Origin of the sequence: Halovivax gelatinilyticus (assembly GCF_024300625.1) — an archaeon.
Taxonomy (GTDB): domain Archaea; phylum Halobacteriota; class Halobacteria; order Halobacteriales; family Natrialbaceae; genus Halovivax; species Halovivax gelatinilyticus.
In genome coordinates, this window is record NZ_CP101322.1 from 1,133,261 (window position 1) to 1,148,521 (window position 15,261).

Here is a 15,261-nt window from a genome sequence, read left to right on the forward strand (position 1 = left end):
ATGAGCGTGAAAACACCGATACAGACCGTCGCCGTGGTAGTGATCGTCGCGCTGGTCGCGACGAGCGTCGCGGGCGTCGCGCCCGTCGCCGCAGACGACGACGATCCGCCACCGCCGCCCCACGCCTTCTACGGCGAGGTGTATCTCGACGGCGAGCCCGCCCCGGCCGGCACGGAGATCGTCGCGAAAATCGACGGCGAGGAGCGCGGCTCGATCGTCGTCGAGGAGGACGGCGCCTACGGTGGGCCGACCGTCGGCGACGCCAAGCTCACCGTCTCCGGAGAGAGCGGAGCGGAAATCACCTTCCACGTCGACGGCGTGGAAGCCGAGCAGACGGCGACGTGGGAGTCCGGGACGAACACCGAGTTGCACCTCGTCGCCGGCGACGAGCCGGCGGGCGGTCTGCCGCCCGCGCCGGACGACGATGACGACGCTGGTGACGCGGACGGGACCGACGAACCGGACGACGGCGCGGACGACGACACCGGCGAGAGCGACTCGAACGGCGGCGGTACGGACGGCGACGACGCGGGCGACGACTCGACGGATCAGCACGACGACGGTGGAGACGACGCAGCCGACGACTCGGCGATGACCGGCTTCGGCGTGGTCGTCGCGTTGGTCGGGCTGCTCTCGATCGCCACCTTCGTCGCCCGCCGGCGCTAACCCTCCCCGAGGGGAGTCGTCGACTCGGTTTTTTGCAGATCGAAATCGCCACTGACGGTGTCGGAGACGGAATCCAGTCGAGTGAGTGCAAGTGCGACGCACCGTTCACTGGTGTCGCGTAAACCGTCCTGACGGAGTTTGACGCGAGCGAATGCGAGCGTAGCGCACGTCAGGTCGTGACTCTCGAAGCGAGGGCTGAACGAAGAAGCCCTCGCGAGAATATGAACGTCCGACGAGATTTGAACAGGTGAGAGACGGTTGTGCTCGCTCACTTCGTTCGCTGCGCGCACTGCGACTCTCGTGTTCAAATCTCCGTATGCGAGTTTTCTGAACACAGACTCCTCGCTACGCTCGTCGCGTTGTGTTCTGAAAACGTCCTGACGGAGTCTTACGCGAGCGAATGCGAGCGTAAGGCACGTCAGGACGTGACTCTCGAAGCGAGGGCTGAACGAAGTGAAGCCTTCGCGAGAATATGAACGTCCTGACGGAGATTTGAACTCCGGTCCCTGGCTCCGCAAGCCAAGAGGATAGTCCACTACCCTACCAGGACTCGAATAGACTTATCTCCGGTTCGGTTAAAGCCCTTTCGAAACGAGCTCTCGCCGTCGAAGAATGTGCGAGACGGAACCACGATCGGGGTCGCACTCACCCGCGTAGATTATATAAATTCAGTAACTATAATAGCTATTTCACCCTCGGAAAGACACTTTATAATAGGCCGCCTATCTCGTGGTATGCGACGACGAACCCTGCTGGCCGGAATCGGAAGTACCGCCGCGATCACCACCGTTGCCGGCTGTCTCGGCGACGATGACGACGGCGACGACCCCGGCGAGGACGGCTCGACCGGATCGGGGTCGGCCTCGCCGTCGATCGAGACGGTAGCCCAGTCAGAACTCGAGCGGTCGAAAGACGACGAACGAAACATCGAGAGCATCGCAACGATCTCGGGCGACGTCGAGTCGGTCGAGATCGCGGGCTCGCTCGAGGCGCCGACGCCGTGTTACGAGGCCGTCATCACCGACGTGACGGTCGAAGACGAGACGCTCACCGTCTACGTCGAACTCGAAGAGACGGACGACGAGATGTGCACTCAGCAGATCGCCGAGATCGAGTACGAGGCGACGATCGTCGTCGAGAGCGGCGAGCCGACCCACGTCGTCGTGATCCACACCGACCGCGTCGGCGAGGTGACGGCGGCCGACGAACCGCTAGACGAATAGCCGGTTCGGATCGTCGACTGTCGAGTCACACCGTGGACCGAGCAACGTTCGCACGGACGAGCCCTCCCACTGGCGACAGCCAACCCCGCCTCCGGGTGCGAACGCTCGATCGCCAGACGCCGATTTGGCAATACTTATGCGCGGTTGCTGCCTGTTCGGCCATAGCATGAGTGAGATCGAGGCGATCTACGAAGACCTCGAGGCGGACGTCTCTCTCGAGGAGTTTCGCGAGGCCGTCGCGGCGAAAGTCGAGCAGATGGGCGGGCTCGCGGACGAGGAGACCGCGGCGATGCTCATCGCCCACGAGGTCGGCGAGCGGGAGGTGAACGGCATCGCGGACATCGAGCCGGGGATGGAGGAGGTGAAGTTCGTCGCGAAGGTGATGAGCGTCGGCGAGGTTCGGACGTTCGAACGCGAGGGCGAAGACGAGGACGGCCGGGTCGTCAACGTCGACGTCGCCGACGAGACCGGCGGCGTTCGGATCACCTTCTGGGACGAGCGCGCCGAAGCCGCCGTCGAGGAGCTGTCGGAGGGGCAGGTGCTTCGGATCAAGGGCCGGCCGAAGGACGGCTTCAGCGGCGTCGAGGTCAACGTCGACGAGGCCCAGCCCGACGACGAGACCGAGATCGAGGTGACCCTCGCGGACACCTACGCCGTCTCCGACCTCTCGCTCGGACTGTCGGACGTGACCCTCGTCGGGAAAGTCCTCGAGACCGACTCGGTCCGGACGTTCGACCGCGACGACGGCTCCGAGGGGAAGGTCTCGAACCTCACGCTCGGCGACGAGACCGGGCGCGTCCGCGTGACCCTCTGGGACGAGCGAGCCGACCTGGCGACCGAGATCGACGACGGCGAGACGGTCGAGGTCGTCGACGGCTACGTCCGCGAGCGCGACGGCTCGCTCGAACTCCACGTCGGCAACAAGGGAACCGTCGAGGTCGTCGACGAGGACGTCACCTACGTCCCCGACGCCACGCCGATCGAGGAACTCGAGATCGACCAGACGGTCGACATCAAAGGCGTCGTCCGCTCGGCCGACCCCGTCCGGACGTTCGACAGAGACGACGGCTCGGAGGGGCAGGTCAGAAACATCCGCGTACAGGACGCGACGGGCGACATTCGCGTCGCGCTCTGGGGCGAGAAGGCGGACGTCGACGTCGGTCCGGGCGACGAGGTGGCGCTCGCCGACGTCGAGATCCAGGACGGGTGGCAGGACGACCTCGAAGCCTCGGCCGGCTGGCGCTCGACCATCTCGGTACTTAGTTCGGCCGAGACGGGTGGCGACGAGGCGTCGGCCGACTCGCCCGGCCTCTCGTCGTTTGCCGGCGACGGAGACGACGGGGCGGGTGGGGCGACCGACAGCGAGACGGTGGCCGAAGAGACCGGAGACGACGCGCCGGCCGAGACGACGACCGATCCCGTCCCGGACGGACCGGACGAGGGCGAAGAAATCGAGTTCACCGGCGTCGTCGTCCAGGCCGGCGATCCGATCATCCTGGACGACGGCGAGACGACGATGCGTGTCGACGCCGGCGCTGACGTCGGTCTCGGCGAGGAAGTGACCGCCCGCGGCGTCGTCCGGGACGGGGCGCTCGACGCGGACGAGCTGTTCTGAGGATCGTCGCGATCGGATCGGACGTTCTGTCGTTCGGCCCGAACCCCCTCGTCGGCGGATCTGTCGCCCCGACGGAAAGGATTAAGGGCGTCACCCGCCGCTATCCGCGTATGAACGTCGAGCTGCCGTTCGCGCCCGTCGACACCGTCATCCGCCGGAACGCGGGCGAGCTTCGAGTCAGCGCCGACGCCGCCGAAGAGCTGGCCCGTCGCATTCAGGACCACGGCGCGACGCTGGCCACGCACGCGGCCGGCCGAGCGGAAGAAGACGGTCGAAAGACGCTGATGGCCGAGGATTTCGACGTCGAGACGGTGATCGACGCCGACGATCTCACGCTCCCGATCGCCCCGGTCGACCGGATCGCCAGACTGGAGATAGACGATCGGTACCGGGTTTCGATGGACGCCCGGATCGCGCTGGCGGACATTCTGGAAGACTACGCCGACAACGTCGCCCACGGGGCGGCCATCCTCGCCCGACACGCCGATCGGCGGACGATCATCGACGACGACGTCGAAACCTACTTCGCCCTCTTCGAGTGATCCAATGCGCTTCGGGTACAGCGAGGACTGTCTGCGACACGACCCCGGCTCCCGCCACCCGGAGCGACCGGACCGCCTGGAAGCGATTCGTGCCCGGTTGAAGACGGCCCACGGCGTCGAGTACGTCGAGGCCGACCCCGCGACGGTCGGGGCGATCGAGGCCGTCCACGATCCGGCGTACGTCGAGGAGTTTCGCGAGTTCTGCGCCGACGGCGGCGGCAACTGGGACCCGGATACGACGGCCGTCGAGGAAACCTGGGACGCGACCCTTCGTAGCGCTGGGTTGGCCTGCTGGGCCGCCTCGGAGGCGATCGCGGGTGCCGACGGCCGGCAAACGCCGTTCGCGATCGGCCGACCGCCGGGTCACCACGCCGTTCCCGACGACGCGATGGGGTTTTGCTTCGTCAACAACGTCGCCGTCGCCGCCCAGTGTGCGATCGACGACGAGGGGGCAGACCGGGTGGCCATCGTAGACTGGGACGTCCACCACGGTAACGGCACGCAGGACATCTTCTACGACCGCGGAGACGTCTTCGTCGCCTCGATCCACGAGGAGGGGCTCTATCCCGGCACCGGGGCGATCGACGAGACGGGCGAGGGAGACGGGGCCGGGACGACGATGAACGTCCCCGTGCCAGCCTCGGCCGAAGACGGCGCGTATCTCGCCGTCTTCGACGAGCTACTCGCACCCGCACTCGCGGATTTCGATCCCGGCCTGATCCTGGTGAGTGCGGGGTTCGACGCCCACCGCCACGACCCGATTTCGCGGGTTCGACTCACCACCGAGGCGTACGCGCTGATGGCCGACCGCGCCCGGTCGATCGCCGAGGCGACGGGTGCCGGGCTGGGATTCGTCCTCGAGGGCGGCTACAGCCTGGAGGTGCTCGCCGACAGCGTCGCCGCGGTCCACGAGACGTTCGACGGCCGCGAGCCGATCGAGCCCGACGACGGGCTCGACGAGCGAGTCGAAAAACGCCTCGACAGGGTGGCAGACGCTCACGACGTCGAACGGTGACCGCCGAGAGACTCGAAATCGACGGATCGGATGCGAGCAATACGACCGTGATCGGTCGAGAAGCCGGTGACGAACGCCTCGAGATGTGGTCAACAGTCGATGACTACGGTGAGATGAGACCCGAGTCGCGCTCGGCGATCGTTTCTCCACCCATATCCTCCCTGGCTCTAACCGTCCCGGGGAGTTCGCCCTCGATCTGGACGATGACGCGATAGGAGACCGATTCCTCCAGATCGTCGCACTCGTCGCTCCCGTCGTGTACCCGTGTGACCCGAACGTGCAGTTCGTCGGTCTCGTCGCTGTACGACGGATCCTCCAGGTGTTCGTCGTAACAGGCGTTGCCGGTCCAGTAGCTCCCCGTCACGCGGACCTCGTCGTCCGCAAAGTCAACGATCGGATCGTCGGGAGGGGATCGACCCACGTCGACGCCGGTCTCGAAGTCGACGTCCGTAATCTCGGTCGAGCCGCCGGCGATATTCCCGAGACAGCCGGCGGCAGCCGTGAAGAGGGCCGCTCCGCCGAGGAGCGTTCGTCGGTGCATAGAGAGACGTGACTGGGGGACGGTAAGTATCTTCGCCTGGGTCAAACGCTCGTTTGAGCGGCCCGGTGGCGTCGAACGTGAGCGGCCACGCTTACTCGAGTCGCGCCACCAATTGTGCGACGTACGGGCTGTTCTCCCAGCTCCGGTGTGATCCGATCGTCGTGATGAGCGTACGGGCCTCGTCGGTGGTCAGGTGATCGGTTCGTGCGTACTCTCGGAGGAGACGCGGCGTCGGGACGATTCTCGGCCCGTCGAGGGCGGCGTGAACGAGCGCGAAGTTCGTCCCGCCGAACTCGTCGGTGAGAAACCCGTCGACGTCGCGGGCGTTTCCGAGCACGATTCCGTCGGTCTCGCCGTCGTCGAGTCCGAACGTCGGGCGTGAATCCGGCGTTTCGGGTCGCTCGTAGGGATCGTCTACCGTATAGTGGTCACCCGCTGTGAGAAGAGTGCTGGCCGCGGCGCCGTGGACGTCTCGGTACTGCGTGAGATCACGCAGTTCGGAGACGACCGTCGGCGGAACCGATACGTGACAGGTGGTGAGAAGGTACTGGAAGGGGTCGGGCGCGGTCTCGGTGTCGTACTCGGAGACCGTATGGGGGACCGCCAGACTGACGAGGGCGCTCGTGTCGGCGACGACCGTCCGTAGCTCCCGTTGATTCATCGCTCGTCGCCGGTGTCGTAGACGTCGACGGTCTCGTCGGGTGCGGCGAGATCGAGCGGGTCGTCCTCGATATCCGCTTTGAGAAGGCGAAGGCGCTGGGCGGTTTCGGCGCCCGCGAGTTGCTTCACCGTCTCGAAGTCGAGCTGATCGTCGTAGTACTTCGTCGCGACCAGCTCGTTGAACGTTTCACTCCCGGCGGTTTCGTCGAGATACTCGCGGATCGCCTCGACGAGGAGATCGGTCCGATCCGTATCGTAGAGGTCAGCCACCGCGTCGAGTCGCTCGACGAAGTATTCCGGTGACTGGAAGTGAACGCGGCGAGGGTCGTCCGTGGAGCCCATCTCATGTGCACGTTTTGCACACAGACAGGTATCGTTTTGCCTCTATGTGCACATCTTGTGCATACATCTGTGCGTACAAACCGAACCCTATCACGCCGTCGCGTATGAATCGCGACCCCACAGTGGACCGTGTAAGCGCGATGACGGTCAGATTGGCGGAGTCGGCGACGCGCCGGATAAACGGTCAGCGTCTGTACGGACCGCCCAGAGACGCCCAATCGAATGATTGGCCACATATTTTGGCCAGAGAAAGAAATATGTAGGACATCCTCGTTAGATCGAGTATGACCGACGATTCTCGCAGCGACGGCCCGCCCCCGTTCAGTAGACCGTTCGAGGGCGAAGACACGAAACAGCGCGTCTACGGTGCGACATTGCACGCCCGAGAGCCGACGACGGTCGCCGAGATCGCGGAGCGGGCGGACTGCTCGGAGGAGTCTGCGCGGACGCACCTGTCCTTCTACGCCACGCTCGGAATCGTCGTTCGTCACGAGGGTCGGCCGGTCAGGTACGAGCGCAACGACGACTACTTCGAGTGGCGGCGGGTCGACGAGCTGGCACGGGAGAAGAGTATCGACGAACTCCAATCGCGCGTGTTGGAGCTGACGGCCCGAATCGAAGCCTACCGCGACGATTACGGCGTCGACTCTCCCGCCGAGGTCGACGTCCTCGCTGTCGACACAGCGCAGATCGACGACGTCTACGCAGAACTCGGTGAGTGGGTCACCCTCGTCGAGGAGCGTCGCCTGCACGAACGCGCTCGGAGGAAGGCCGCCGACTCGACGGCCCCCTCGTACAGCTAGATGGTGCCGGCAGGTGACGGTGCGAGCCCCGCACCGATAGACCGGTCGGTACTGGAGCGGATTCGGTCCCGATTCGTCGGACGGCGAACGTTCGAATCGGCGGAGGTGGTCGAAGCGGGGATGGCCCACCTCCGCGTCGAGCTGTCCGACGCCTACTACCCGGACGGGGCGTCCGCTCGCCTCGAGATCCGCTGGTATCGCAACGACGACTTCAGCGTTCACTACCAGGAAGAACGCCAGGACAGTCGGTGGGCGTGCCGATGGGATCGCCACCCGGATTCGCACAACACCCGAGATCACTTCCATCCACCGCCGGCCGCGAGTCGAACCGATGCGACAGACGCGGGGTGGCCGAACGATCATCGCGACGTCTGCCGCCTCGTCCTCGATCGCATCGAGGAGCGTATCGAGACGCTGTGGGACCAGCGGTGACGGGCTGAGAGCGCCACTCGTTCGAGCGAGCAGCGGGTGGGACGGCCTCGGAGATCAGGGCTGCGGGTCGAAGTACGTCGCGAGTTCGGTTCCGAACTCCTCGCAGAGGGCGGTGAGTTCGTCGCCGATCAAGACTTCGTAGGAGTCCTCGAGGGCGGTCTCGACGTGGGCACCGAGTCTCACGGTGAGCAGCCCCTCCTCGAGGAAGGCTCTGGCCGAGGCGTACTCCCGCTCGCGTTCGGCGACGTACCGGTTGCCGTCGATGAACGGACCGTAGACGGCCGGGTCGTCGGCGTAGGCGTCGTAGAAGCCTTCGGCGTGCTCGCGAACGTGGACGGGCGGGCCCTCGTGGCGCTCGATCGCCGGCCGCTCGGCGACGGCGAGTTCGACCAGCAGGACGCCGGAGTCGTCCGCCCAGGCGGCGCTCCGGCAGACGTCGAAGCCCCGGCGGTTCAGCGCGTCGACGAGGCCGGACCGCGAGCGTTCGAGTTGCGGGTAGAGCTGGTCGGAGACGAGATCTGGTGCGCAAAAGCGGATCGCGAGCGGCGTCGTTCCGCGCCGGAGGAGGTGCGCTTCGAGGTCGGCGGGCGCGAGGGGGTCTGGCTCGTCGCGTTCGAACAGGTCGAGGCGGGGGTCGTCGAGGAGATCGCGCGCGTAGTGCTGGAAGCGGGCGACGTTATCGGCCGAACAGACGGCCGCGACGTTTCGTTCCGGGTCGGTGGGATCGATGACGACCAGCGGGTCGTCGAAGTCGGCCTGGGCGTGGGCTTCGGGATCGAGGTGGATCGGCGGCGACCAGTCCGTGGCGGCCTCACAGAGGTCGCGAAAGCTGCCGTGCTCGACGACGAGGAGTTCGGTGAGGTAGCCGCTGAATCCGCGGGTCCGCAGGTCGCTGCCGTAGACGCCGATCGCCTTCGTGAACGCCTTCGCGAGGCGGACCTCCCGGGCGAGGTCGTCGCCGATCCGCGCTTTGAGGTAGGCGTTGTGAAACGGGGTTCGGTCGACTGCGGACCGAATGTCGGTCGCGCGTTCGAGTCGGTAGCACGGGACGACGTCGACGTCGAAGTCGTCGAACTCGCCGCTGACGTAGGGGTGTTCGGCGTACTCCTCGCGGCCGTCGGGCAGCGTCTCGTGACCGACGGCGAGTCCGTCGCGTTCTAAGGTTTCTCGGTCGATCTCGGGCGGAAACCGGACGAAGACGTCGACGTCGCGGTCGCCGCTGATCCAGGTATCCCGGGCGGTCGAGCCGACCAGCAGGACGTCCGCGTCGGTGTGACGCTCGGTCACGGCGGCCTCGGCCCGGGCGACGAGCGTGTCTGCGATCCGGCGAAACGCGGCGCGTTCGGCTTCGTCCGGCGCGACCCGGTCGTGAACCCGCGCGAGGACGTCGGCCAGCTCGTCGTCACCGTCGGTGCTCATCGGATCTCTGTTCGAGGGCCGGCCGTGAAAGCGTATCGAAGCGTCGCGGTGTAGTGGGGTGGTGGTGCCTACGCGCGGAAGAACCGACGAATCGAACACCTCGATCGCGCGGGTTCGGGCGTCGACAGGGTCTCCACCGTCGGGATCGACGACGCCCGGACGAACGTCGCCACCGGATCGGCCGTGCGGTGCCAGTGCCACCAGGTGCGCGCCAGCAACGCGAGTCGACGCGACCGCGACAGCGTCGGTCGAGACGAGAGAACGTCGTAGTCGCGATCACGGATCGCCCGGTGGTGATCGGCGTAGCACACCGCAGCCAGGAGGACGGGGAACTGACAGTCTCGTGGAAGGTGTTGGATGCCCTCGACGCCCTCGGCGTAGCGTTTCTCGGTCCGTTCCAGTTCGGCGGAGATCGCGTCGGCGACGGCCTCGGTGCACGTTAACGACCGAATCTGTGCGTCCGACGTTCCGGCAGCCGCCAGCCGGTCTTGCGGGAGATAGACGCGGCCGTAGTCCTGGACGTCCTCGCGGACGTCGCGAAGGAAGTTCGTGAGCTGGAACGCCTCGGCGAGCGCCGCCGCGTGGGGACGGGCCGCGTCGGGGTCGTCGGGCCCCATCACGGCCAGCATCACGTTCGCCACGGCGACCGACGATCCGCGAAGGTAGGCGGCGAGGTCGTCGTGACTCTCGTATCGGTCGCGTTCGACGTCCATTCGCATCGCGTCGACGAACGTCTCGACTTCGCGCGCGGGAAGGTCGTACCGCTCTCTGAGGTCGGCGAACGCGGCGAGGATCGGATCGTCGGTCGGCTCGCGACCGAGCGCCGCTCGCTCGATTCGGTCGAGTTCGCGACGCTGGGCGGCCGGGTCGGTTCGATCCGGATCGTCGACGACCTCGTCTGCGAGTCGGAAGAACCCGTACAGAACGTACGTCTCGCGTCGAACGCGCGCCGGAAAGAGTCGCGTCGCCAGGTAGAACGTCGGGCCGGTACGTCGGTGAACCCGCCTGGCAGCGGCGACTGGATCGTCCCCTTCGTCGACTGTCGGTGTAGCCACGGTGCGTTCGGTAGGAGTCGCGGAAGGAAAAGCCGAGTACCTTACTAGCTAGGTACGGTCGGGTGCGTCGGTGTGAGTGTCCTCGAAAAGCGCGCCCAGGAGCGTCCGCTCAGCGGCGCGTCGGTGCTGGTGAAAGGTCGCCCGCGAGATGTCCATCGACTCCGCGAGGTCGTCGCCGGTCGCCGCGCGTGGTTCGTCGTAAAAGCCGGCGAGGTAGGCCGTTTGTATCGCTTCGCGCTGGCGCTCGGTGAGCTGGTCGGTGAGCGTCTGGACGAACGTCGATCGCGTCGCCGGCGAGGTTCGCTCGTGAAAGTGACGCACATCGACAGCATCGTAACGAGCCGTAAGCACGTCGTGAACGGCCCGAGGCGGTGAACCCGGTGCCACGTCGATCGTCACCGTCGCCCGGTCGGGTGTCGCGACGAGACGACGAATCGTTCCGCCGCGATCGCCGAGGGCGTCGACCAGGTCGGTCTCGGTCAGCCGGAGTTGAAAGCGCGCCTCGTCGCCGCCACCCAGCGACGTCACCGACGCGATAGACTCCACGGGACCGATCGCGTCCGTCATCGCCGATTCGTCGGCGTCGGCCGCGACGAACGCGAGGAGGGACCCGTCGGCGCGGTAGGTGGCGCCCAGATAGGTGAGCTCGCCGGCTATCGCGTCGGCGAGTCGAACGAAGACGAACGCGGGATCGGCGATCGTCACGCCGAGTTCCGTCACGCCGTCGTCGACGAGCCAGCGACGGCGCTCGATCGCGTCGACGACCGCCCCCGCGGTCGCCCCGATCGACTCGAGGACGGCCAGTTCCGGATCGGCCGGAAGCGTCCCCTCGGCCGCGTAAGCGACGAGGACGCCGTAACACGTCTCGTCGGTCCCGATCGCGACGGCGACGAGTCCGCCGGCCGGAAGCGCCTCGGCCACGGCCTCCGTCGTCGCCTCGGAATCGAGCAGCGAGGTGGTGACCGTCTGCCACCGGGCGTTAGACCCGCCGGCGTCGCGAGCGCGCACGTCGAGCGGCGTCCGCCCGTTCGCGACGTCGGCGAGGGGATGCCCGTCGCGTAACTCGATCACGGACGCCTCGTCCGTCCGATCGACGAACGCGTCGCCGGCGACGGCCGTCACCGCGAGTCGGTCGGTCCCGAGGGTCGTTCGCCCGACCCAGGCGGCGTCGTAGGCGTCCGTCTCGACCAGCCGACGACAGAGGATCCGCTCGACCGCCTCGCGCGTCGACGCACCGAGCAGTTCGTCCGTGACGTCTCGAACCAGCCCGGAGAGTCGATCGACGAGGTGGGCCAGACGCTCGTGTTCGCGTCTGGCCTCGCGTTCGGCCTCCCGTCGCTCGGTGATGTTCTGGTGAGCGACGATCGCGTAGCGAGTGTCGTCGGCGGTGACGCCACCGGCGTGCATCAGAAACCACCGACGCTCGTCGGGGGAGTGACAGGGATACTCGAGCGAGAACGTGACTCGTTCACCCGAAAGGACCGCCTCGATCCCGTCGGCGGCCGCGTCGGCGTACCGATCGTCGGCGCGTCGAGTGATCTCGAGGTAGTTCTCGCCGACGGCGTCCGGCGCCGTCTGGATGTCGTTCGCCCGACCGAATCGCTTCCAGGAGGCGTTCGACGCCCTGATCGTCCCCGTCTCGTCGAGTAGCGCCACGTTCAACGGTACGTTGTCGAGCGCGAGCCGCGCCCGATCGGGGGCTAGATCCATCGACCGGACCTGCGAGTCGAACGCTCCTAAACGTCCCGCATGTGTGCGAGTGATTCGCAGGCCGGCAAAGCGAAAGCCCTATGAAACGCTCACGACTACTCGAAATCGAGCCGAAGTAGCTCAGATGGTAGAGCACCTCGCTGTTACGGCGATACAGGGACCTGTTCGCCGCAGATACGAGGTTGTCCCAGGTTCGAGTCCTGGCTTCGGCGTCCCGTTCTCACGATACTCTCGCGAGGAGCCCTGGCTCCGAGCGAACGCGGCGTGAGAATCGGGACGACACAACCAGACTCGAACACGCGAGTCGCAGCCCGGGAACGCAGCCGAGTGGAACGTGGCGAGTACCCCGGACCGTCTCGCACCTGTTCGAGTCCTGGCTTCGGCGCTTCGTACTTGTAACTCACTGGCGAGGACCGACAGCTCCGAGCGACCGGCAGCACCGTTGACTTCCACCGCAATCCGCTCGTCGAAATTTTCGCTGAGCGGTTCACCGACGCGTATCGTGCTCTCACCTGACTCGACGGTACGTCTAGCGGCCGGAGGATGCCATCTGTCGCCCCGGTTCGGGATATATCGGTATCGTCGGCCGGATTTTATTCCGAGACGGGCTCTTATCCCTCGTTGCATGAAATCAGACAGTGTCTGATATTGTGAGACGTGTGGGGAGTGTGCCGGGACATCACGAGCTTGATTCGGAACGCAAACGGTCCGTCTGCGTGAACGAGGTCCCGCGGTTCCAACCCGTGGTCAACGAATTGTCGGCCATCCGATCACAGGAGTCCACCCCAGCCGATCGCGTGCGTGAAACCGACGGAGGCGACAGACGACCACCGTAACCGGGAGCGAGCGGTAGAATCCGTTTTCCAGCTAGCGTTCGACCTCGCCGAGTTCTTCGAGTGCACCGTCGAAGAACTCTTCACCCCCGAGTGAGTTCGAGAATCGACAGTTTCAGGAATTGCCGTTAGACTGCCATAGCGAACAGATAGAATCGACCGTAATCACGGTCGAGAAGCCCACACACCCCCGAATCGGCCGTAGCGTTTAACGCATCGTATCGTCTCACCTCGACCGAATGGCCGTAACTCAGACAGGTCAGTCAGACGAAGAGGTATCGACGCTCGAGCAGCCGCCGGGGACGGACTCGGAGCCCAAAGAGTGGGCGACGTTCGGCGCGGTCGTCTACGGCGTCGCGGCGGTCGGCATGTTCCTCACGTTCTTTCTCGGGTTGACGATCGGCGACGAGGAGTCGGTCCTGCTGTTCGCCGAGGGTGCGCTCGTCGACGAGGAGATGTTCGCCGCCGCGGCCGCGGGGGCCGAGCAGCTGGTGTTTCTCGCCCCGCTGATCGCCGTCGGCGTCGGCGTCTACTACTGGTCGCGCGAATCCGCCGAGTCACCGGCGAAGCCCGCGGCGATCGCCGCCGCCGTCGGCACCGCGGTGTCGCTCCTCTTGCTGACCGTCCTGATGATGGTGTTCGAACCCGACATGGGCGAACAGATGGGCATGTCCGCGGAAATGGCGGCCGCGATGGGCGAAGAGTCCGAATCGCTCGTCAGCATCGGCGACGAGATCCCGACGATCCTCGCGGTCGCGATCGGCTCCGCGATCGCCGCCGCGCTCACCGGCGTCGTCCTGGAAAAGACCGAGTGATCGAGTCCGGGGTTCGTTTTTTCGCGACGGCTCGTCCGAAGTGACCACCTATTTCGCCCTCCGGCGAGAACGACCCGGGTATGACCGCAGACGACCGACGAGGTACGGACGAGCACGGCCACGACGTCATCGACCCGCTGTACGTCGCGATCGTGACGGTCTCGAGTTCGCGCGCGACCGGCGAGGCCGACCCGGACGACCCCGGCGGCGACACGATCGCAGCGTGCTTCGAAGCCGAGGGCCACGAGGTGCGCGAGCGCGTCCTGGTGCGCGACGACTACGCTGCCATCCGGTCGGCGGTGCGATCGTTGGTGAGTGATCGCGAGATCGACGTCGTCGTAACCACCGGCGGAACGGGCGTCACCGCCGACGACGTCTCCCCGGAAGCGACGGCGTCGCTGTTCGAACGCGAGCTCCCCGGCTTCGGCGAGCTGTTCAGGATGCTGTCGTGGGAGGAAGTCGGCACCCGCGCGATGGCCTCCAGGGCGACCGCGGGGATCGCCGTCGACACGCCCGTGTTCTGTCTGCCCGGAAGTACGAACGCCTGTCGAACCGCGTGTGAGCAGTTGATCGTTCCGGAAGCGCCGCATCTTGCTGGGTTGGCGACTGCGCATCGCGGGGAACTAGAGGAGACGACGCTGGACGCGTACGAGCGGTAGGCGACCGAGACAGAAACTGTTACTACCGTGGCGCAATTTTTCCGAGACGAGGGCCCTTAGCTCAGTCTGGTAAGAGCGCTCGGCTCATAACGAACGTCGGTTTCGCCGGGTTCGGGAGATACCGAGTGGTCGTTGGTTCGAATCCGACAGGGCCCATCCAGAAACTGAACGGTTCTGAGCCGACGGATTTTCCGGATGAACCCTCGTAACCGAGTTTCTACTATCGCGGATTGTGAGTAGTCGACCGATCATCCTCGTACTCGCACGACGCTTCGAACGGACACGATCCGCAGTCCGGATCCGTCGCCGCGCAGATCGCCGCGCCGAAGTCGATGAGCCCGTGAAGGAAGTCATCGCACCGACCCTCCGGAGCCAACCGGTCGGCGAGATTCCACATTTCGGGCTCTTCGGGGTTCCCCGCCGACTCGTACCCGAAGACTCGTCCCAGCACGCGCGCCACGTTCGTGTCCACCGCCATCGCGTCCCGTCCGTGGGCGTGGGCGAGCACCGACGCGGCGGTGTACTCGCCGACGCCGTGCAGGTCGAGGAGTTCGAGACGCGAATCGGGCACGCGACCGTCGTGGCGCGCGAGAAGTTGCGCGGCGGCGCGCCTGAAATACGCCGCCCGCTTTCGCAACCCGAGCGGTTCGATCCGTTCGAGGACGTCCGCCTCGGGAGCGGCGAGGAGGGCGCCCGCGTTCGGATACCGATCCACGAACTCGCCGTAGACGTTGAGGACCTGCCCCGCCGACGTCTGCTGTAACATCAACTCGGCGACGAGCACCTCGAACGGCGAGGCGGCCGGGTCGCGCCAGGGCAGGTCGTGGCGCCCGTTCGCGTCGTACCAATCCAGCAGGGCCCGGACGAAATCGTCCCCGTCTTCCTCGCGCATACCTCGCTTGGCCCCGTCATCGTATGTAAAGGATCGCCG

General features: G+C 66.1%; 17 protein-coding genes and 3 tRNA genes. 12 read left to right on the plus strand and 8 right to left on the minus strand.

The genetic code is table 11. The annotated features are described in order from the left end of the window. Positions 1-666, plus strand: coding sequence for a PGF-CTERM sorting domain-containing protein (locus tag NKH31_RS05500; protein WP_254864128.1), 666 nt, complete (start codon positions 1-3; stop codon positions 664-666). A 477-nt stretch (positions 667-1,143) separates the two neighbouring features. On the opposite strand, the gene NKH31_RS05505 is transcribed toward NKH31_RS05500, so the two are convergent. Next, positions 1,144-1,216, minus strand: a tRNA-Arg gene (locus tag NKH31_RS05505). A gap of 184 nt (positions 1,217-1,400) precedes the next feature. Between NKH31_RS05505 and NKH31_RS05510 the strand changes: the two genes are divergently transcribed. From NKH31_RS05510 to NKH31_RS05525, 4 genes are all read left to right on the plus strand, one after another. Next, complete coding sequence (locus tag NKH31_RS05510; protein ID WP_254864129.1) at positions 1,401-1,889, plus strand: hypothetical protein; 489 nt, start codon at positions 1,401-1,403, stop codon at positions 1,887-1,889. 166 nt (positions 1,890-2,055) lie between these two features. Next, positions 2,056-3,504: a single-stranded DNA binding protein gene (locus NKH31_RS05515; protein ID WP_254864130.1), complete on the plus strand. Its 1,449-nt coding sequence runs from the start codon at positions 2,056-2,058 to the stop codon at positions 3,502-3,504. 110 nt (positions 3,505-3,614) lie between these two features. After that, positions 3,615-4,046 (plus strand): histone, encoded by a 432-nt coding sequence (locus NKH31_RS05520; RefSeq protein ID WP_254864131.1) that lies wholly within the window; start codon positions 3,615-3,617, stop codon positions 4,044-4,046. Positions 4,047-4,050: 4 nt separating this feature from the next. Then, a complete protein-coding gene (locus NKH31_RS05525; protein ID WP_254864132.1) occupies positions 4,051-5,061 on the plus strand; it encodes a histone deacetylase family protein in 1,011 nt (336 codons plus the stop codon). Positions 5,062-5,164: 103 nt separating this feature from the next. On the opposite strand, the gene NKH31_RS05530 is transcribed toward NKH31_RS05525, so the two are convergent. From NKH31_RS05530 to NKH31_RS05540, 3 genes are all read right to left on the minus strand, one after another. Further along, positions 5,165-5,602, minus strand: a complete 438-nt coding sequence (locus NKH31_RS05530) for a hypothetical protein (protein ID WP_254864133.1) — start codon at positions 5,600-5,602, stop codon at positions 5,165-5,167. Positions 5,603-5,693: 91 nt separating this feature from the next. Continuing rightward, positions 5,694-6,263, minus strand: a complete 570-nt coding sequence (locus NKH31_RS05535; protein WP_254864134.1) for a hypothetical protein — start codon at positions 6,261-6,263, stop codon at positions 5,694-5,696. Next, on the minus strand, positions 6,260-6,604 hold the full coding sequence (locus tag NKH31_RS05540; protein ID WP_254864135.1) for a hypothetical protein: 345 nt from the start codon (positions 6,602-6,604) through the stop codon (positions 6,260-6,262). Before NKH31_RS05540 ends, NKH31_RS05535 begins: the two co-directional genes overlap by 4 nt. 284 nt (positions 6,605-6,888) lie before the next feature. Here NKH31_RS05540 and NKH31_RS05545 point away from each other — a divergent pair, with 284 nt between their 5' ends. After that, positions 6,889-7,407 carry a DUF7342 family protein gene (locus NKH31_RS05545; RefSeq protein WP_254864136.1) on the plus strand — a complete coding sequence of 173 codons (519 nt, stop codon included), beginning with the start codon at positions 6,889-6,891 and terminating at the stop codon, positions 7,405-7,407. Then, positions 7,408-7,839, plus strand: a complete 432-nt coding sequence (locus NKH31_RS05550; RefSeq protein ID WP_254864137.1) for a toxin-antitoxin system TumE family protein — start codon at positions 7,408-7,410, stop codon at positions 7,837-7,839. 54 nt (positions 7,840-7,893) lie between these two features. Here NKH31_RS05550 and cca read toward each other — a convergent pair whose 3' ends face one another. The 3 genes from cca to NKH31_RS05565 all read right to left on the minus strand — a co-directional run bounded on the left by cca (position 7,894) and on the right by NKH31_RS05565 (position 12,023). Continuing rightward, complete coding sequence (gene cca / locus NKH31_RS05555; RefSeq protein ID WP_254864138.1) at positions 7,894-9,258, minus strand: CCA tRNA nucleotidyltransferase; 1,365 nt, start codon at positions 9,256-9,258, stop codon at positions 7,894-7,896. A 68-nt stretch (positions 9,259-9,326) separates the two neighbouring features. Continuing rightward, positions 9,327-10,313: a phytoene/squalene synthase family protein gene (locus tag NKH31_RS05560; protein WP_254864139.1), complete on the minus strand. Its 987-nt coding sequence runs from the start codon at positions 10,311-10,313 to the stop codon at positions 9,327-9,329. 48 nt (positions 10,314-10,361) lie between these two features. Then, a complete protein-coding gene (locus tag NKH31_RS05565; protein ID WP_254864140.1) occupies positions 10,362-12,023 on the minus strand; it encodes a bacterio-opsin activator domain-containing protein in 1,662 nt (553 codons plus the stop codon). Positions 12,024-12,132: 109 nt separating this feature from the next. Between NKH31_RS05565 and NKH31_RS05570 the strand changes: the two genes are divergently transcribed. The 5 genes from NKH31_RS05570 to NKH31_RS05585 all read left to right on the plus strand — a co-directional run bounded on the left by NKH31_RS05570 (position 12,133) and on the right by NKH31_RS05585 (position 14,486). Continuing rightward, a tRNA-Asn gene (locus tag NKH31_RS05570) sits at positions 12,133-12,235 on the plus strand. Between the two features lie 589 nt (positions 12,236-12,824). Further along, positions 12,825-12,953 carry a hypothetical protein gene (locus NKH31_RS17665; protein ID WP_256547914.1) on the plus strand — a complete coding sequence of 43 codons (129 nt, stop codon included), beginning with the start codon at positions 12,825-12,827 and terminating at the stop codon, positions 12,951-12,953. Positions 12,954-13,095: 142 nt separating this feature from the next. Beyond that, positions 13,096-13,671, plus strand: coding sequence for a hypothetical protein (locus NKH31_RS05575; RefSeq protein ID WP_254864141.1), 576 nt, complete (start codon positions 13,096-13,098; stop codon positions 13,669-13,671). 80 nt (positions 13,672-13,751) lie between these two features. Continuing rightward, positions 13,752-14,330 carry a MogA/MoaB family molybdenum cofactor biosynthesis protein gene (locus tag NKH31_RS05580; RefSeq protein WP_254864142.1) on the plus strand — a complete coding sequence of 193 codons (579 nt, stop codon included), beginning with the start codon at positions 13,752-13,754 and terminating at the stop codon, positions 14,328-14,330. A 50-nt stretch (positions 14,331-14,380) separates the two neighbouring features. Next, positions 14,381-14,486, plus strand: a tRNA-Ile gene (locus tag NKH31_RS05585). A 64-nt stretch (positions 14,487-14,550) separates the two neighbouring features. Here NKH31_RS05585 and NKH31_RS05590 read toward each other — a convergent pair. Then, positions 14,551-15,222, minus strand: coding sequence for an HhH-GPD family protein (locus tag NKH31_RS05590; RefSeq protein WP_254864143.1), 672 nt, complete (start codon positions 15,220-15,222; stop codon positions 14,551-14,553). Between the last annotated feature and the right edge of the window lie 39 nt (positions 15,223-15,261).